This is a genomic window from Acetivibrio straminisolvens JCM 21531 (genome assembly GCF_000521465.1).
In the GTDB taxonomy this organism is placed as follows: domain Bacteria; phylum Bacillota; class Clostridia; order Acetivibrionales; family Acetivibrionaceae; genus Hungateiclostridium; species Hungateiclostridium straminisolvens.
On record NZ_BAVR01000049.1, the window covers coordinates 1 to 18,585 of the forward strand.

The following is an 18,585-nucleotide window of genomic DNA, read 5'->3' on the forward strand; positions in this document are numbered from 1 at the left end:
CAAATAATAATAATTAGCTTTTAAGGAGGTGAACTCATAAGTGGGGTGATTAACCTATTTTTGCTAGTTTGAAGTGTAATTAAAATGTGAATGCTTCAATTCTAATTGCAACAATTATTAATGGGAGGGAAGAATATGAAAATTAGAAGGTCAATCAGCTTTGCTGTCTTATTGACAGTTTTATTGACTTTTCTGGTGCCAACGACATCAGTATCAGTATATGCGGGTGAAGACAATTCTCCGAATCTGACACCTTATAAAAACGACCTCTTATATGAGAGAACTTTTGATGAAGGTCTTTGTTATCCATGGCATACTTGTGAGGATACTGGAGGAAAATGTTCCTTTGATGTAGTTGATGTTCCGGGACAGCCTGGAAATAAAGCATTTGCAGTTACTGTCCTTGACAAGGGTGAAAAAAAGTGGAGCGTTCAGATGAGACACCGTGGTATTACTCTTGAACAGGGGCATACATACAGAGTACGTCTTAAGATTTGGTCAGATGCGTCCTGTAGTGCATATATAAAGATAGGACAGATGGGTGAGCCCTATGAAGAATATTGGAACAACAAGTGGACCGCATATAAGTTGACAGCAGGAAAGGTATTGGAAATTGACGAGACATTTATAATGGATAAGCCCACTGATGATACATGCGAGTTTACATTCCACTTAGGTGGTGAATTGGCAGCAAATCCTCCGTATACAGTTTACATTGACGATATTTCCCTTTATGATCCGGAGTTTACCAAACCTGTAGTTGATGAACTTAAGCAGCCTGATGTACGTGTTAACCAGGTGGGATACCTGCCGGAAGGAAAAAAAGTTGCTACTGTTGTATGCGATTCGAAGCAACCTGTAAAGTGGGAGCTTAAGAATGCCGCAGGTGTTGTAGTTTTGGAAGGTAATACAATACCGAAAGGGCTTGATAAAGATTCCCAGGACAACGTACATTGGATTGATTTTTCCGATTTTACGACAGAGGGAATAGGCTATTATTTTGAGCTTCCAACTGTAAATAGCGTTACAAACTACAGCCATCCTTTTGATATTCGTAAAGATATTTATACCCAGATGAAGTATGATGCTTTATCCTTCTTCTATCACAAGAGAAGCGGTATTGCTATTGAAATGCCGTATGCAGGAGGAGAACAGTGGACAAGACCTGCAGGACATATTGGTATTGACCCGAACAAGGGAGATACAAGTGTTCCTACATGGCCACAGACCGATCAATATGCAGGAATACCTCAGAAGAGTTATTCAAAAGATGTAACCGGTGGATGGTATGATGCCGGTGACCACGGTAAATATGTTGTAAACGGCGGTATTGCTGTTTGGACATTGATGAACATGTATGAAAGAGCAAAAATTAGAGGTCTTGACAACTGGGGACCATATAGAGACGGTGGAATGAACATACCAGAGCAAAACAACGGTTATCCTGATATTCTTGATGAAGCAAGATGGGAAATTGAGTTCTTCAAGAAAATGCAGGTTACCGAAAAAGAGGATCCTTCTATTGCAGGAATGGTGCATCATAAGATTCACGACTACAGATGGACTGCATTGGGATTGTTGCCTCACGAAGACCCTCAAGAGCGTTACTTAAGACCGGTAAGTACCGCTGCAACTCTTAACTTTGCAGCAACTTTGGCACAGAGTGCACGTCTGTGGCAAGAATATGATCCGGTGTTTGCAGCTGACTGTCTGCAGAAGGCTGAAATAGCATGGCAGGCAGCATTAAAGCATCCCGATATTTTGGCCGAGTACACTCCAGGTAGCGGTGGCCCCGGTGGCGGACCATACAATGACGACTATGTCGGGGATGAGTTCTACTGGGCAGCTTGTGAGCTTTATGTGACAACAGGCAAATCAGAGTATAAGGAATATCTGATGAATTCGCCTCACTACCTTGAAATGCCTGCAAAGATGGGCGGAACTAACGAAGATAGCGGATTGTGGGGATGCTTCACTTGGGGAACTACTCAAGGTTTAGGTACCGTTACTCTTGCATTGGTTGAAAATGGTTTACCTGCTACAGAAATTCAAAAGGCTAGAAACAATATAATAAAAGCTGCCGATAAGTGGCTTGAAAATATTGAAGAACAGGGTTACAGACTACCAATCAAACAGGCTGAGGATGAGCGTGGCGGTTATCCATGGGGTTCAAACTCTTTCGTATTAAATCAGATGATTGTAATGGGATATGCACGTGACTTCTCAAATGATTCTAAATATTTGGATGGAATATTTGACGGTATGAGCTACCTGTTGGGAAGAAACGCAATGGATCAGAGCTATGTAACAGGATACGGCGAGCGTGCGCTTCAGAATCCTCATGACAGGTTCTGGACTCCTCAAACTAGCAGCAAATGGCCGGCTCCACCTCCGGGTATAATTTCCGGCGGTCCGAACTCCCGTTTTGAAGACCCGACAATAAATGCTGCTGTTAAGAAGACCACTCCGCCGCAGAAGTGCTTTATCGACCATACCGACTCATGGTCAACCAATGAGATAACTGTTAACTGGAATGCTCCATTTGCATGGGTAACAGCTTATCTTGATGAGCAGTACACTGATAGCGAAACCGACAAGGTAACTATTGATTCACCTGTTGCAGGTGAAAGATATGAAGCAGGTAAAGACATTAATATAAGTGCAAGTGTTAAGTCTAAGACTACTGTATCCAAGGTGGAATTTTACAATGGAGACACACTTATTTCCAGTGACACAACTGCACCTTACACAGCAAAAATAACGGGAGCTGCTGTCGGATCATATAATCTTAAAGCTGTTGCAGTTTTGGCAGACGGAAGAAGAATCGAATCACCGGTAACTCCTGTACTGGTTAAAGTAATTGTAAAGCCTACCGTAAAACTTACTGCACCTAAGTCAAATGTTAAGGCATACGGAAATGAATTTTTGACTATTTCGGCAACAGCCAGCGACTCTGACGGAAAAATTTCCAGAGTTGATTTCTTGGTTGATGGTAAGGTAATCGGTTCAGACAAGGAAGCTCCATATGAATATGAGTGGAAGGCAGTGGAAGGTGAGCATGAAATAAGTGTAATTGCCTATGATGATGACAATGCTGCTTCATCACCTTCTTCAGTAAAGATATTTGTAAAGCAGGCTCGTGATGTAAAAGTACAGTATATGTGTGACAGTACACAGGCATCCAATCAGGAAATCAAAGGTAAATTCAATATTGTTAACACCGGTAACAGGGATTACTCATTAAAGGATATGGTATTAAGATACTACTTTACTAAAGAGGCTAATTCGCAGCTTCAGTTTAACTGCTACTATACACCTATCGGTTCCGGAAATCTTATCCCGTCCTTTGGTGGTTCGGGTGATGAGCATTATCTGCAGTTGGAATTCAAGGATGTCAAGCTGCCTGCTGGCGGTCAGACCGGAGAAATACAGTTTGTTATAAGATATTCAGACAACTCCGTACACGATCAGTCAAACGACTACTCGTTTGATCCAACTATAAAAGCGTTCCAGGATTATGATAAGGTTACCTTATATAAGAATGGTGAGCTTGTATGGGGAATACCGCCGGGTGGTATAGAAGACGAAGATCCTGAAGACCCCGAAGACCCCGAAGAACCGGAAATACTTTACGGTGACTGCAATGGTGACGGCAAAGTTAATTCAACAGACCTTTCAGCATTGAGAAGATACCTTAAGAAAGAGTATGTTGAAATTAATCTTGACAATGCAGATGTGAATGCAGACGGCAACGTTAACTCAACAGACTTCTCAATATTAAAGAGATATATCACAAAGAATATAGAAGAATTGCCATATAAATAAGATGATATGAAATTGCTTATCAAGGACCGGTTGATGCCGGTCCTTTTTAAGTTTTAATTTAAAAAATATTGCGGCTCTATATATTTTTTGATTTTTAGCTTTTGAAACAGAACGGATTATCTTTTATACACCGGATTCATGCAATCGGGTTTTTTCACATAGAAAGGTTTTTCGGCAAGTTTATCCTGTACTATTCTAAGAGCTTCTCCGAAACGCTGGAAATGTACAACTTCTCTTTCTCTTAAGAATCTTAACGGATCAATTACATCGGGGTCATCGGCAAGATTTATAAGGTTTTCATAAGTGGCACGTGCTTTTTGTTCTGCTGCAAGGTCCTCATGCAAATCGGCTATGGGATCACCCTTTGATTGTATATATGCTGCAGTGAAGGGAGTACCGCTTGCACCCATGGGGTAGACAGCATGGTCATGATCAGTATAATATGCACCGAGTCCTGCGCGTTCAAGTACATCTGCCGGGACACCTCTTGTGAGTTGATATACTATGGTGCCAACCATCTCGAGATGGGCCAATTCTTCAGTACCTATGTCGTTTAAAATTCCTTTTGCCTCATTTGTCGGCATGCTGAATCTCTGACTTAAATATCTCAAAGAAGCGGCAAGCTCTCCATCAGGTCCGCCGTATTGGGAAATAATATACTTTGCCAATTTGGGATTTGGCGTTTTAATTCTTACCGGATATTCGAGTTTCTTTTCATAAACCCACATTTTCTTACCTCCTTGGGAAAAACATCGTAAAAATATAAAAATAAATTTTGATTGCAAAGCTCAAAATTGAGTATGCTCCTACAACTATTCCCATGGCCACGGGCTGTTTATCCACTGCCACGGACATTTGTAGGGAGAGTTTTGGACAGTTAACGGACCATACAATTTCTCGTACTGGTTTCGGAGCATTTTTGCCCTTTGGGCACAGTTGTTAAAGAGCATTATGGTATTCTGGTCGTAGGGGTGGGTATTCAGATACAGGTTTAAATCAATAAGTGTAAAATCGGCAGCCATTACTTCTTTTAGCAGTTTAGCTTGATTCGGATCCATGTTTTCACCTCCTTAGGCGTCTACAGTGTATTCGGGGTCTGTCCCATAAGGGCTGTATAGTTCGGGAAATATTGTTCCGGCATTAAGGCCCTTCATAGGCGGAAATATGCAGCCTATGCATTGAAATGGAACGTAAGCATGTGCAAGCTTCATTGGCATGCAATGGATTTTCACATTATGCATCATGCCCTGATTATATGCAGGCTGTAGCATACCTGTGTTGCAATTCGGATGTACCATCATTTTGATTCCCTCCAAGTTAACAATTTTATGGTAGACTATTTTATAAACATAATATTCTTATAAGAAGTAAAAAGTTCATTATAATATTCCAATTGATGAAAAGAACGTGATAAAAAAGGATATAATATTTATTGAAAAAATTTTTATATTCATTCTTTACAGTATCTAGTTAGTATGTTAGAATGTTTGAGGGAAATATAACTATGAGCTCAGTTTAGGGTAACTCCGACCCTTTACTTAGCCATAGGGATCAAAAAAAAGGAGGATATTTTTTTATGCAAAAGGAAATTAAACAAGAGATAATTAACAATTACAAGTTACACGACACAGACACCGGTTCACCAGAGGTTCAGATTGCTCTTCTTACACAAAGAATCAATCACCTTACCGAACATTTAAAAATTCACAAGAAAGACCACCATTCAAGAAGAGGACTTCTTAAAATGGTTGGACACAGAAGAGGTTTGTTAAACTATCTTATGAAGATTGACATCGAAAGATACCGTGCAATTGTCGAAAAGTTAAATCTTAGAAAATAATAAAAAGAGCGGAGTAATCCGCTTTTTTATATTATTACAGTATGAACTGGAATAAATACAAAGTATATAAATCTGATATAATAAAAAATATAAACTTTAAAATAAAAACTAGAACTGATTTTAAACTGCAGACGGTAGAAGGTAGATTGTGCTGCAAAAGCAGAAGATGAGGAGCTTTTGCTGTAGAATCTACATCCTACAGTCTGTGGTTTAAGTAAGAGGAGGATTGTATAATGCATAAAACTTTCAGCATGGAGTTAGCCGGAAGAAAACTTATTATTGAGACTGGAAAGCTTGCTCAACTGGCAAATGGCTCAGTATTGGTTAGATATGGTGATACTGTTGTGCTTTCAACAGCTACCGCTTCGGCAGCACCAAGAGAAGGAATTGACTTTTTCCCTTTGAGTGTGGATTATGAAGAAAGGTTGTATGCTGTAGGAAAAATTCCCGGAGGTTTCATAAAAAGGGAAGGTAAACCGTCAGAAAAGGCAATACTTACATCCAGAGTTATAGACAGACCCTTAAGGCCTTTATTTCCAAAGGATTTAAGGAATGATGTGGCGATTGTAAATACCGTATTGTCCGTTGATCAGGACAACTCTCCGGAGGTTGCCGCTTTGTTGGGATCTTCCATAGCTCTGTCAATTTCAGACATACCGTTTAACGGTCCTGTAGGAGGAGTTATACTGGGACTTATTGACGGTGAAGTAATTATAAATCCAACTGAAAAACAGAGAGAAGTAAGCCAGATGTATATTACTTTGGCAGGTACTAGGGATAAAATCGTCATGATAGAAGCGGGAGCAAATGAGGTTCCCGATGAAGTTATTTTAGATGCCATCAAAAAAGGCCATGATGAAATAAAGAAAATTGTTGAATTTATAGACGGTATTGTAAAGGAAGTCGGCAAACCTAAATTTGAATATGAATCTGCGGAAGTTCCCGAGGAAATATTCAATGCTGTCAAAGAATTTGCATATCACAAGATGAGGGAAGCCGTACTTGCTGTGGACAAGCAGGAAAGAGACAAAAATATTGATGAGCTTACCAAGGAAATAACAGAGCATTTTGCAGAAGTATTCCCTGAAATGGAATCAGCCATCAAAGAAGCAATATATAAGCTTGAGAAGAAAATTGTAAGGGAATATATTTTAGAAGAAGGTAGAAGAGTTGATGGCAGAAGACTTGATGAAATAAGACCTCTATCGGCTGAAGTTGGGCTGCTTCCTAGAGTTCATGGTTCAGGTCTTTTCACAAGAGGACAGACCCAAGTGCTTTCAAGTGTTACCTTGGGTGCTATGGGGGATGTTCAGATACTGGATGGTATTGACCCTGAAGAAACAAAAAGATATATGCATCACTATAATTTCCCCGGATACAGCGTGGTGAAGCCAAAAGTTCAAGAGGCCGTAGAAGGGAAATAGGACATGGAGCTCTTGCGGAAAGGGCATTGGAACCCGTGATTCCAAGTGAAGAGGAATTTCCTTATACTATAAGGGTTGTATCCGAAGTGCTTATGTCAAATGGTTCCACATCTCAAGGAAGCGTTTGCGGAAGTACTCTGGCACTTATGGATGCGGGTGTACCAATCAAAAAGCCTGTTGCAGGAATTTCTGCCGGTTTGGTTGTTGACGAGAATAATCCGGACAGGTTTGTGACTTTTATGGATATTCAGGGCATAGAGGATTTCTTTGGAGATATGGACTTTAAGGTTGCAGGAACAAAGGATGGAATAACTGCTATTCAGGTTGATATAAAGGTGGACGGACTGACTGAAGAAATTATACGGCAGGCATTTGAGCTTACAAGAAAAGGGCGCTTGCATATTATTGACGATGTGTTGCTCAAAGCTATTCCCGAACCGAGGAAGGAAATGTCCAAGTATGCACCGAAGATTATTTCAACTTCGATAAATCCTGATAAAATCAGGGAAGTAATAGGTCCTGGCGGTAAAATGATAAACAAGATAATTGACGAAACCGGAGTAAAGATAGATATTAATGACGATGGTAGAGTTTATATATTTAGCTCGGATTCTGAAGCCGGTAAAAGGGCTCTCAGCATGATAGAAGGAATAGCAAAGGAGATTGAACCGGGTCAGGTATTTATGGGAAGAGTTATCAGGGTGACATCCTTTGGAGCATTTGTAGAATTTTTACCGGGAAAAGAAGGCCTTGTTCATATCAGTAAGCTGGATAAGAAGAGGGTTGAAAAGGTTGAGGATATAGTAAATGTTGGAGACCAGATACTTGTCAAGGTTATGGAGATTGACAAGCAGGGACGTATAAATCTTTCAAGGAAGGATGCAATGGAAGGTGAAGGGGAAAGTAAGAAAAACTGATCCTTTACTTGGTTATTCTGGAGATATATTTATTTAAAAAAGTAAGGCGTGAATTTCGTTGTATTTGCGCCTTACTTAATTTCATATTTAAAACATTTCAGATATAAAACATGGAGGTTATATGTATAAACGAATAAAGTTGGAAAACGGTATCAGGGTAGTTTGTGAGAGAATTCCTTATCTTAGATCTGTTTCTATCGGTATCTGGGTTGGAACCGGTTCAAGGAGTGAAAATCCATCCAATAACGGAATATCTCATTTTATTGAACATATGCTTTTTAAGGGGACTGATAATAGGAGTGCCAGGGAGATTGCCGACAGCATTGACAGCATTGGAGGTCAACTTAATGCGTTTACAGGAAAGGAATGTACATGTTATTATGCAAAGACTCTTGATTCCCATGCTGATATTGCTTTAGATGTTCTTTCGGATATGTTTTTTAATTCCAGGTTTGAGGAAAAGGATATAGAAATTGAAAAGAAAGTAATTTTAGAAGAGATTGGGATGTACGAGGATTCTCCCGAGGAACTGGTTCATGATATTCTTTCTGAAACTGTATGGAGGATAACTCCTTAGGATTTCCCATTCTGGGGACACGGGACACCCTTTTCGACATTAACAAAGATAAAATCAAAGCCTATATGAATGAGCGGTATTTGCCGGAGAATACGGTCATAGCTGTTGCCGGAAACTTTGACGAGGACAAAATAATTGATACTATAAAGGAAAAATTCGGCGGATGGAATGTTAGCGGCAAAGGCAGTAAAGGTATTGAAAATGCAGAGTTTAAAGTGAATTCTAAAATTAAGGTGAAGGATACGGAGCAAATACACATCTGTATAGGATTTGAAGGAATTGCGCACGGAAGTGATGAGTTATATCCTCTGCTTGCCGTAAATAATGTATTGGGCGGTGGGATGAGTTCGAGGATGTTTCAGAAAATTAGGGAAGAAATGGGATTGGTGTATTCCATATACTCCTATCCGTCATCCTATAGAAATGCCGGTTTGTTTACGATATATGCCGGAATGAATGCCGAGCATTTGGAAAAAGTTGTAGAGCTTATAATAAAAGAAATTAAAACACTTATAAAAGAAGGTATTTCAAGGGATGAGCTTGAAAAATCTAAAGAACAACTTAAAGGAAACTATATACTTGGACTTGAGAGTACTAGCAGCAGGATGAACAGCATAGGAAAGTCGGAAGTCCTCATGAATAATATATATACTCCGGATGAAATATTAAAGAAAATTGATGCGGTAAATCTGGAAAGGGTTGAACAAGTTATAAAGCGCATTTTTTGTTTGAATAAAATTAGCTTTTCGATAGTGGGCAACATAAAAAAGGAGATAGATATTGGAAAAATAATAGATGTTTGAGTTAAAAAACTCGAAACCAAAACTTGATTGGTTTCGAGGTTTTTTAAGTCTGGATATTCAAAGCTTAATTCTAATTTATACAAGCACTTATAATTTCTAATGTACATAAGATATACTAAGTCACCATAAGTCGGTTCATAGTACAAAAGAATTAAAACATTATATAAACTTTTGAAATGTGACTTGAATTTTTGCAATCAGGAGGAGGTAATATAGTGAAAAATAAGAAATTTACAATTATCGGTGGTGATCTTAGGAGTGTCAAATTGGCTGAGTTGATTGCCTCGGAAGGAAACAAGGTTAATATATATGGATTTAAGAAATCGAACTTCGAGATAGAAATTAAAGAAAGCGAGGAGCTAGACTACGCAATTGAGGAAGCTGATGTAGTAATAGGTCCTACCCCATGTTCAACAGATAATGAAACAATTAATGCACCTTTTCATCCCCAAAGAATTTTTATTAAAGACATATTTAAAAAGATGAAAAAAAGCCAGTTGTTTATTGCCGGAAGAATCAGTGAAAAGATTGCTCAACTTGCAGATGTCTACAATGTATATTCAATAGATTTGCTCGAAAGAGAAGAAATGGCGGTTTTAAATGCCATTCCCACTGCAGAAGGAGCAATTCAAATTGCAATGGAGGAAATGCCTATAACTCTTCATGGAAGCAATGCACTAATTTTAGGATTCGGAAGAATTGGAAAAACTCTTGCAAAAATGCTTCAGGGTATAGGAAGTAATGTATATGTTGAAGCTAGAAAATATTCTGACTTGGCTTGGATTGAAAGCTATGGTTACAAACCGGTTTTCATAAACGAACTTGAGAATTACATAGAGAGAGCGAACGTTATTTTTAATACCATCCCCAGCATTGTGCTGGATGAAAATTTACTCAGGAAAGTGAATAAGGATTGCATTTTGATAGATCTTGCTTCCAAGCCTGGTGGAATTGACTTTGAAAAAGCAAAAGAAATGGGAATAAAAACAATATGGGCTCTTTCTCTTCCGGGAAAAGTAGCACCAGTGACAGCAGCCAAATTTATCAAAGACACAGTTAGTAATATTATTGATGAGTTGGGGGTATAGAAAATGTTACTGGAGGGGATTAAAATTGGATTTGGGCTTACCGGTTCCTTTTGCACCATAGATAAAGTAATACCCGAGATTGAAAAGCTTGTAAGTAATGGTGCCAAGGTTTATCCGATACTGTCGGATTCGGTAAGTAAGTTTGATACGAGGTTTGGAAGGGCAGAGGATTTAAGGCTAAAACTTGAAGGAATTACCGGAAACAAGATTATAAATAGCATAGTTGAAGCAGAACCAATAGGACCCAAATCTTTTCTTGATATAGTAGTAGTGGCGCCGTGTACCGGCAATACTTTGGCAAAAATTGCAAACGGAATAACCGACACTACAGTAACTATGGCGTGCAAGGCTCATCTTAGAAATCAAAAGCCGATGGTTATTGCTATTTCTACAAACGACGGACTGGGGGCAAATGCAAAAAATATCGGAATGCTTTTAAATATGAAAAATATATATCTTGTGCCCTTTGGTCAGGATGTGCCGGGGACCAAGCCGAATTCTTTGGTCGCAGACACAACACAGATAATGCCGACGATCCTTGAAGCTTTGAATCATAAACAGATTCAACCGTTGCTTATAAAGTATTGATTAATGTAAAAGTTGAAATCAGTGCTAAAAGAGTAGGAGCTAAAGTTTAAGCTTCTACTTTTTTATTTGATTTCTTAAAGTTGAATGAAAGAGGTAAAAGCGAAGGTGCTTAATGTCCCAAGCTTCTATTTTTGTGAAAAGTATATAAAACTGGTGTTTAAAATGACATCAAAATATATAAAAAATATATTGACTTTGATTGTATAAAACGATACAATTATATCGATAACAAAATATCGATAAAAAATTACCGATATTAATCATCTTTCTGGTACTTGAGTAAAAAGGAGTGGATTGATTAAAATAGTGTAATGAATTTTATTAATTTATACAAAGAAAGGATCAATAAAATTATGAATCCAAAAGCTATCTCCAAACAGACTCTTTTGAGATTACCTTCATATTTAAGTTACTTAAAGTCGCTGCCAAAAGATGAGTGTGAGTATGTATCTGCCACAACCATCGCTACAGCGCTAGGCCTAAATGATGTGCAAGTTCGAAAGGATTTGGCCTGTGTAAGCAAGAAAGGTCGTCCCAAGCTTGGATATGTTGCTGAAGAGTTGATAAGGGATATAGAAAGTTTTCTTGGATATGACGCTTTAAATGATGCAATAATTGTAGGCGCAGGAAGGCTTGGAGGAGCTCTTTTGTCCTATGAGGGATTTAAAGAATACGGATTAAATATTGTTGCGGCATTTGATGCTGATGAAAGCAAAGTCGGTACTGAAATATGCGGAAAAAAGATTTTTCCTTTGAGCAAAATGAAGGAATTATGTCAGAGGATGAAAGTTCGTATAGGTATTATAACCGTGCCTGCACACTCAGCTCAGAAAGCATGCGATATGCTTGTAGACAGCGGGATATATGCAATATGGAATTTTGCACCTGTCCACCTAAAAGTACCGGATAACATTTTAGTTCAACAGGAAAATATGGCGGCGTCGCTGGCTGTACTTTCCGCCCATTTGGCAGAAGCAATAAAAAACAATGAAATCGGAAAAGGAGATGAGGAAAATGACAAATAGATACGAAGTTGTAGACAATGTTGAAAATCTTGAAAAGGCTTTAAAACGTTTAAGAGAAGCCCAAAGAGTTTATGCAACTTATACACAGGAGCAGGTTGACAAAATTTTCTTTGAGGCGGCAATGGCGGCAAATAAAATGAGAATTCCTCTTGCCAAAATGGCTGTGGAGGAAACAGGTATGGGAGTGGTTGAGGATAAGGTTATCAAAAACCACTATGCTTCTGAATACATTTATAACGCATACAAAAACACAAAAACCTGCGGCGTTATTGAAGAAGACCATGCTTTTGGCATTAAGAAAATAGCAGAGCCTCTAGGGGTTGTTGCAGCGGTTATACCTACTACGAACCCTACTTCAACAGCTATTTTTAAGACTCTTATTGCATTAAAGACGAGAAATGCCATTATCATAAGCCCTCACCCCAGAGCGAAGAATTCAACAATAGAAGCGGCAAGAATCGTTTTGGAGGCAGCAGTTAAAGCCGGTGCTCCGGAAGGCATTATTGACTGGATTGATGTTCCGAGCCTGGAGCTTACCAACATGGTAATGAGAGAAGCTGATGTAATTCTTGCAACAGGCGGCCCCGGATTGGTAAAAGCAGCTTACTCTTCGGGTAAGCCGGCTATCGGTGTTGGAGCGGGTAACACTCCGGCAATTATCGATGATTCGGCTGATATTCTTTTAGCTGTGAACTCAATAATACTTTCAAAAACTTTCGACAACGGTATGATTTGTGCTTCGGAACAGTCGGTTATTGTTTTGGACGGGGTATATAAAGAAGTCAAAAAGGAATTTGCAAAAAGAGGCTGCTATTCTTAAACGAAGAAGAAACCGAAAAGGTAAGAAAAACAATTATTATAAACGGTGCATTAAATGCCAAAATAGTAGGTCAGACAGCACAAACAATTGCAAAGCTTGCAGGATTTGATGTACCTGAGACTACAAAGATACTGATTGGTGAAGTTAGTAGCGTGGATATTTCCGAAGAATTTGCCCATGAAAAATTGTCTCCGGTGCTTGCGATGTATAGAGCAAAGGATTTTGACGATGCTCTTAACAAAGCGGAGAGATTGATTGCCGACGGTGGCTTTGGGCATACTTCATCACTGTATATAGATACGGTAACACAGAAGGAAAAACTTCAAAAATTCTCAGAGAGAATGAAAACTTGCCGTGTTTTGATCAATACTCCGTCATCCCATGGAGGTATCGGTGACCTTTACAATTTCAAGCTTGCTCCGTCTCTTACCCTTGGCTGCGGTTCTTGGGGAGGAAATTCGGTTTCCGACAATGTAGGAGTTAAGCATTTGCTAAACATTAAAACAGTTGCCGAGAGGAGAGAGAACATGCTCTGGTTCAGAACACCTGAAAAAATTTATATAAAAAGAGGTTGTCTGCCTGTTGCATTGGATGAGCTTAAAAATGTGATGGGTAAAAAGAAAGTGTTTATCGTAACGGATACCTTCCTGTATAATAACGGCTACACCAAGCCGATTACGGATAAGCTGGACGAAATGGGAATTGTGCATAAGACCTTCTTTGAGGTGGCTCCCGACCCATCCCTTGCATCTGCCAAGCCGGAGCGGCAGAAATGTTGGCTTTCCAGCCTGACACCATAATTGCAGTTGGCGGCGGATCTGCCATGGATGCGGCTAAAATCATGTGGGTGATGTATGAACATCCGGAAGTTGACTTTATGGACATGGCAATGAGATTTATGGATATAAGAAAGAGGGTCTACACCTTCCCGAAAATGGGACAGAAGGCATACTTTATCGCAATTCCGACTTCGGCAGGTACAGGTTCTGAAGTGACACCTTTTGCGGTTATTACCGATGAGAAGACAGGAATTAAATATCCTCTGGCAGACTACGAATTATTGCCGAACATGGCAATTGTAGATGCCGATATGATGATGAATGCGCCAAAGGGACTGACCGCAGCTTCGGGTATTGATGCATTGACCCATGCTTTAGAGGCTTATGTTTCGATGCTTGCAACCGACTACACAGACAGCCTTGCTCTTCGCGCGATAAAGATGATATTTGAATATCTTCCGAAAGCTTACGATAACGGTGCAAATGACCCGGTTGCGAGGGAAAAAATGGCCAATGCTGCAACAATAGCCGGAATGGCTTTTGCCAATGCTTTCTTGGGTGTATGCCACTCAATGGCACACAAGCTTGGTGCTTTTTATCACCTGCCCATGGTGTTGCCAACGCACTCATGATAAATGAGGTAATTAGATTTAATGCTTCAGAAGCACCAACAAAAATGGGTACTTTCCCGCAGTATGACCATCCGCGTACTTTGGCAAGATATGCCGAAATTGCCGATTATCTGGGCATCAAAGGCAAGACTAATGAAGAAAAAGTTGAAAACTTGACTAAAGCTATTGATGAGCTTAAAGAAAAGGTTGGCATCAAGAAGGCTATTAAAGATTATGACATAGATGAAAAAGAATTCTTGGATAGACTGGACGAAATGGTGGAGCAGGCTTTTGACGACCAGTGCACAGGTGCAAATCCAAGATACCCGCTCATGAATGAAATTAAGCAAATGTATCTTAATGCATATTATGGAGGTGCGAAGGAATGAAGCTTGACAAGGTTATAGCAGTAAGAACGGACAAAACCGTTTACAGGGACGGAGACAAGGCAATAAAAGTCTTTTCCGGCAACTATTCAAAGGCAAATGTGCTAAATGAGGCTTTAAACCAGGCAAGGGTGGAGGAAACAGGACTTAACATTCCAAAGCTCCTTGAGGTAACGAAAATTGACGATAAGTGGGCAATAGTTACGGAATTTATTGAAGGAAAGACTTTAGAGCAGCTTATGAAGGAAAATCCCCACAAGTATGATGAATATCTGAATTTATTCGTTGATATTCAGTTGGAAGTGTTAAGCAAAAGAGCTCCGCTATTAAACAAGCTGAAAGACAAAATGCACAGAAAAATCTCCGAGACCGGGCTTGATGCTACAACTCGTTATGAGCTTCATACCAGACTTGGGAGCATGCCTGACCATAACAAAGTGTGCCATGGAGATTTCAATCCAAGCAATATCATCATGACAAAAGACGGCACGCCTTATATACTTGACTGGTCGCATGCAACCCAGGGAAATGCCAGTGCCGATGCTGCAAGAACATATCTTTTGTTCTGGCTTGCCGGCGATATTGACAAAGGAGAAAAGTATTTGAATCTATTCTGTAGAAAAAGCGATACTGCCAAACAGTATGTCCAAAAATGGATTTCAATTGTAGCGGCATCGCAGCTTGTAAAAGGCAGAGAGGCTGAAAGGGAATTGTTAATGCGCTGGATTGACGTTGTAGACTACGAATAGGAGGTATTTTGGATGAAAGTATCTATTTGCATAGGGAGCTCTTGCCACCTAAAAGGAGCAAAGCAGATAGTGGAACAGCTGCAAAGTTTGGTTGTCGGCCATAATTTAAAGGACCAAATTGAACTTGGCGGATCATTTTGCATGAAAAACTGTGTTAATGGTGTCAGTGTGACCGTTGACGATAAACTGTTTTCAGTTACACCTGAAAACGCAAAGAGCTTTTTTGAGACGGAAATTCTAAAAAGAATAAAAGACCAAGAAAGTTAAAGAAAAAACAAGTAATCAGTGCTGCTGGTGAATAAGGAGCGCGAGTTTGATGACCGAATGTTTGCAGACGAAAAAATCAAATTGTAAAAACTGTTATAAATGTATAAGGCATTGTCCGGTTAAGTCGTTGAAATTTACTGATGGTCAGGCTCATATAGTAAGAGATGAATGCGTTTTGTGCGGCGAATGCTATGTCGTTTGCCCGCAAAACGCAAAGCAAATACGGTCCGATGTGGAAAAGGCAAAACAACTGGTTTTGCAATATGATGTTTATGCAAGTATTGCCCCCTCCTTTGTTGCGTGGTTTCATAACAAAAGTATACATGATATGGAACAGGCATTAATAAAACTCGGGTTTAAAGGGGCAGATGAAACGGCAAAAGGTGCGTATATTGTTAAAAGACAATATGAGAAAATGATAGAAGATAAAAAAAGCAGAATTATAATATCTTCGTGCTGCCATACGGTAAATACTTTGATTCAAAGGCATTATACCGGAGCGATTCCGTATTTGGCAGATGTGCTGTCACCGATGCTGGCTCATGCACAGATGCTGAAAGATGAGCATAAAGGTGCAAAGGTGGTGTTTATCGGACCGTGCATCTCAAAAAAGGATGAAGCGGAAAAGTATAAAGGCTATGTGGAACTTGTGCTTACCTTCGATGAGCTGGATGAATGGTTAAAATCAGAGAATATTACAATTGACAACCAAAAAAGCGAATGTAAAGTGGGCAGGACCAGAAGTTTTCCTGTTTCCGGAGGCATTATCGGCAGTATGGACAAAACTCCCGGATATCATTACATGATAGTGGACGGTATGGAAAACTGCATAAATGCGCTGGAGAATATAGAGAGCGAAGAAATTGACAATTGCTTTATTGAAATGTCGGCCTGCAGGGGCAGTTGCATAAACGGTCCTCCGGCAAGGAGAAAAAACAGCAACATTGTCGGATCTATATTAGCTGTCAATCAAAATACCGGAGCAAAGGATTTTTTCGGTTTTTGTGCCTGACTCTGAAAAACTAAAAAAGGAAATCCGGTTTGAAGGTGTACACAAGATAATGCCTGGAGGTACTGCCGTTGAGGAAATTCTAAAGAAAATGGGTAAGACATCCATAGAACAGGAGTTAAATTGCGGCAGTTGCGGTTATGACACTTGCCGCGACAAAGCAATAGCAGTATTAAACGGAAAAGCAGATCTTACAATGTGCCTTCCGTACCTCAAGGAAAAAGCAGAGAGCTTTTCCGATGCAATTATTAAGAATACACCCAACGGTGTTATAGTTTTGAATGAAGATCTTGAGATTCAGCAAATAAACAATGCCGCAAAAGGAATTCTAAATATAAGCCCGTCTACAGATCTTTTAGGAAGCCCGGTTAGCAGAATACTCGATCCCATTGACTATATTCTTGCGCTAAAAGAGGGCAAAAACTGTTACTACAAAAGGAAGTATTTTGCAGAATATAAAAAATATGTAGACGAAACTATTATCTACGATAAGGAATATCACGTTATCATCATAATTATGAAGGATGTGACTCAGGAAGAGAAAATTAAAGCGCTGAAAAACAAACAAAGCGAGGCAGCAATAGAAATAGCGGACAAGGTTGTGGAAAAACAGATGAGAGTCGTACAGGAGATAGCACTTCTTTTAGGAGAAACCACCGCTGAGACTAAAATTGCTTTGGCCAAGCTGAAGGAGACCATGGAGGATGAATGATTTATGTGTTGATTTAGGTTATAGAAGCCTTAACAAATTTGGGGAGCAACTGTGTGGTGATATGATACAAGTTGTAAAAGATGACGACACCACGATTCTGGTTTTGGCCGATGGCCTGGGTAGTGGCGTCAAGGCCAACATCTTATCCACTCTAACTTCAAAAATTATTTCAACAATGATTGCGGCACATATGAGCATAGAAGAGTGTGTTGCTACGATTATGTCAACCCTTCCGGTTTGCAAAGTCAGAGGTATTGCCTATTCAACATTTACTATAATTAGGATTAGCAACAACACCTACGCAGAAATAATTCAGTATGACAATCCTTTGGTAATACTCTTACGTGACGGCAAAAAGTATGATTATCCCACACAGACCAAAATAATATCCGGCAAAAAAATTGTAGAATCCAAGATAAGGTTAAATTGTGATGATGTATTTGTTGCAATGAGTGACGGGGCAATTTATGCGGGAGTCGGCCAGACTTTAAACTATGGCTGGCAGAGGGAAAATATTATTGAGTTTATTGAATCCCATTATGAAAACAGTCTTTCTGCTAATGCCATTACATCTCTATTAGTTGACACATGCAATAATTTATATGCAAATATGCCGGGAGACGATACGACTATTGCAACAGTTAAAATTAGAAAAAGACAAGTAGTTAACCTAATGTTTGGTCCTCCGCAAAACCCTGATGATGTTCATAATATGATGTCTTTGTTTTTTGCAAAGCAGGGAAGACATATTGTATGCGGCGGTACCACATCAACGCTTGCTGCACAGTTTTTGGGCAGGCAGCTTGAGACAACCATTGATTATATCGACCCCAGAATTCCGCCCATTGCAAAAATTGAGGGGGTCGACCTCGTAACAGAGGGCGTATTGACAATAAGCCGGGTTCTGGAATATGCAAAGGATTGTATCGGAAAAAACATTTTTTATAACGAGTGGCATAACAAAAATGACGGTGCTTCGATGATAGCAAGAATGCTTTTTGAAGAAGCAACGGATATCAATTTCTATGTTGGAAGGGCTATCAATCCTGCCCACCAGAATCCCAATCTTCCTATAGGATTTAACATTAAAATGCAGTTGGTGGAAGAACTTTCAAAGATGCTTAAGCTAATGGGCAAAACAATAAATCTTAGCTATTTTTGAGGT

At 39.5% G+C, this 18,585-nt stretch carries 11 protein-coding genes and 4 pseudogenes; 12 read left to right on the forward strand and 3 right to left on the reverse strand.

Annotation, left to right across the window (positions count from 1 at the left end; genetic code table 11):
- Window positions 1–135: 135 nt before the first annotated feature.
- Entirely contained in the window at window positions 136–3,825 is a 3,690-nt protein-coding gene (locus JCM21531_RS12530) for a glycoside hydrolase family 9 protein (protein WP_038290385.1), read from the forward strand.
- A gap of 116 nt (window positions 3,826–3,941) precedes the next feature.
- Here JCM21531_RS12530 and JCM21531_RS12535 read toward each other — a convergent pair whose 3' ends face one another.
- The 3 genes from JCM21531_RS12535 to JCM21531_RS12545 form a co-directional block, all read right to left on the reverse strand.
- The gene (locus tag JCM21531_RS12535) at window positions 3,942–4,553 is read right to left on the reverse strand and encodes a manganese catalase family protein (protein WP_038290387.1); all 612 of its coding nucleotides are present in this window, start codon (window positions 4,551–4,553) and stop codon (window positions 3,942–3,944) included.
- Window positions 4,554–4,637: 84 nt separating this feature from the next.
- Window positions 4,638–4,883 (reverse strand): spore coat protein CotJB, encoded by a 246-nt coding sequence (locus JCM21531_RS12540; protein WP_038290390.1) that lies wholly within the window; start codon window positions 4,881–4,883, stop codon window positions 4,638–4,640.
- Between the two features lie 12 nt (window positions 4,884–4,895).
- Window positions 4,896–5,126: a spore coat associated protein CotJA gene (locus tag JCM21531_RS12545; protein WP_038290391.1), complete on the reverse strand. Its 231-nt coding sequence runs from the start codon at window positions 5,124–5,126 to the stop codon at window positions 4,896–4,898.
- 275 nt (window positions 5,127–5,401) lie between these two features.
- Here JCM21531_RS12545 and rpsO point away from each other — a divergent pair, with 275 nt between their 5' ends.
- The 11 genes and pseudogenes from rpsO (at window position 5,402) to JCM21531_RS12600 (ending at window position 18,582) form a co-directional block, all read left to right on the forward strand.
- Window positions 5,402–5,665: a 30S ribosomal protein S15 gene (rpsO, locus tag JCM21531_RS12550; protein ID WP_038290395.1), complete on the forward strand. Its 264-nt coding sequence runs from the start codon at window positions 5,402–5,404 to the stop codon at window positions 5,663–5,665.
- Between the two features lie 233 nt (window positions 5,666–5,898).
- Window positions 5,899–8,006, forward strand: a pseudogene (locus tag JCM21531_RS12555) (polyribonucleotide nucleotidyltransferase).
- Between the two features lie 121 nt (window positions 8,007–8,127).
- A pseudogene (locus JCM21531_RS12560) lies at window positions 8,128–9,386 on the forward strand (M16 family metallopeptidase).
- 215 nt (window positions 9,387–9,601) lie between these two features.
- The gene (dpsA, locus tag JCM21531_RS12565) at window positions 9,602–10,474 is read left to right on the forward strand and encodes a dipicolinate synthase subunit DpsA (protein ID WP_038290396.1); all 873 of its coding nucleotides are present in this window, start codon (window positions 9,602–9,604) and stop codon (window positions 10,472–10,474) included.
- 3 nt (window positions 10,475–10,477) lie between these two features.
- Entirely contained in the window at window positions 10,478–11,062 is a 585-nt protein-coding gene (locus JCM21531_RS12570; protein WP_038290398.1) for a dipicolinate synthase subunit B, read from the forward strand.
- Window positions 11,063–11,412: 350 nt separating this feature from the next.
- On the forward strand, window positions 11,413–12,087 hold the full coding sequence (locus tag JCM21531_RS12575; RefSeq protein ID WP_094184796.1) for a redox-sensing transcriptional repressor Rex: 675 nt from the start codon (window positions 11,413–11,415) through the stop codon (window positions 12,085–12,087).
- Window positions 12,068–14,686, forward strand: a pseudogene (gene adhE, locus JCM21531_RS12580) (bifunctional acetaldehyde-CoA/alcohol dehydrogenase). The gene JCM21531_RS12575 and the pseudogene adhE overlap by 20 nt, the downstream one beginning before the upstream one ends.
- Window positions 14,683–15,432 (forward strand): phosphotransferase, encoded by a 750-nt coding sequence (locus tag JCM21531_RS12585; protein ID WP_038290400.1) that lies wholly within the window; start codon window positions 14,683–14,685, stop codon window positions 15,430–15,432. Before adhE ends, JCM21531_RS12585 begins: the two are co-directional and overlap by 4 nt.
- A gap of 12 nt (window positions 15,433–15,444) precedes the next feature.
- Window positions 15,445–15,699, forward strand: coding sequence for a (2Fe-2S) ferredoxin domain-containing protein (locus JCM21531_RS12590; RefSeq protein ID WP_038290402.1), 255 nt, complete (start codon window positions 15,445–15,447; stop codon window positions 15,697–15,699).
- 49 nt (window positions 15,700–15,748) lie between these two features.
- A pseudogene (locus JCM21531_RS12595) lies at window positions 15,749–17,420 on the forward strand ([Fe-Fe] hydrogenase large subunit C-terminal domain-containing protein).
- A complete protein-coding gene (locus JCM21531_RS12600) occupies window positions 17,413–18,582 on the forward strand; it encodes a SpoIIE family protein phosphatase (RefSeq protein ID WP_038290404.1) in 1,170 nt (389 codons plus the stop codon). Before JCM21531_RS12595 ends, JCM21531_RS12600 begins: the two are co-directional and overlap by 8 nt.
- Window positions 18,583–18,585: the final 3 nt, after the last annotated feature.

Bases quoted from the DNA above. Each gene is read 5' to 3' on its own strand.
- JCM21531_RS12530 (WP_038290385.1), top strand. From the start codon at position 136: ATGAAAATTAGAAGGTCAATCAGCTTTGCTGTCTTATTGACAGTTTTA.
- JCM21531_RS12535 (WP_038290387.1), bottom strand. From the start codon at position 4,553: ATGTGGGTTTATGAAAAGAAACTCGAATATCCGGTAAGAATTAAAACG.
- JCM21531_RS12540 (WP_038290390.1), bottom strand. From the start codon at position 4,883: ATGGATCCGAATCAAGCTAAACTGCTAAAAGAAGTAATGGCTGCCGAT.
- JCM21531_RS12545 (WP_038290391.1), bottom strand. From the start codon at position 5,126: ATGATGGTACATCCGAATTGCAACACAGGTATGCTACAGCCTGCATAT.
- rpsO (WP_038290395.1), top strand. From the start codon at position 5,402: ATGCAAAAGGAAATTAAACAAGAGATAATTAACAATTACAAGTTACAC.
- JCM21531_RS12570 (WP_038290398.1), top strand. From the start codon at position 10,478: ATGTTACTGGAGGGGATTAAAATTGGATTTGGGCTTACCGGTTCCTTT.
- JCM21531_RS12585 (WP_038290400.1), top strand. From the start codon at position 14,683: ATGAAGCTTGACAAGGTTATAGCAGTAAGAACGGACAAAACCGTTTAC.
- JCM21531_RS12590 (WP_038290402.1), top strand. From the start codon at position 15,445: ATGAAAGTATCTATTTGCATAGGGAGCTCTTGCCACCTAAAAGGAGCA.
- JCM21531_RS12600 (WP_038290404.1), top strand. From the start codon at position 17,413: ATGAATGATTTATGTGTTGATTTAGGTTATAGAAGCCTTAACAAATTT.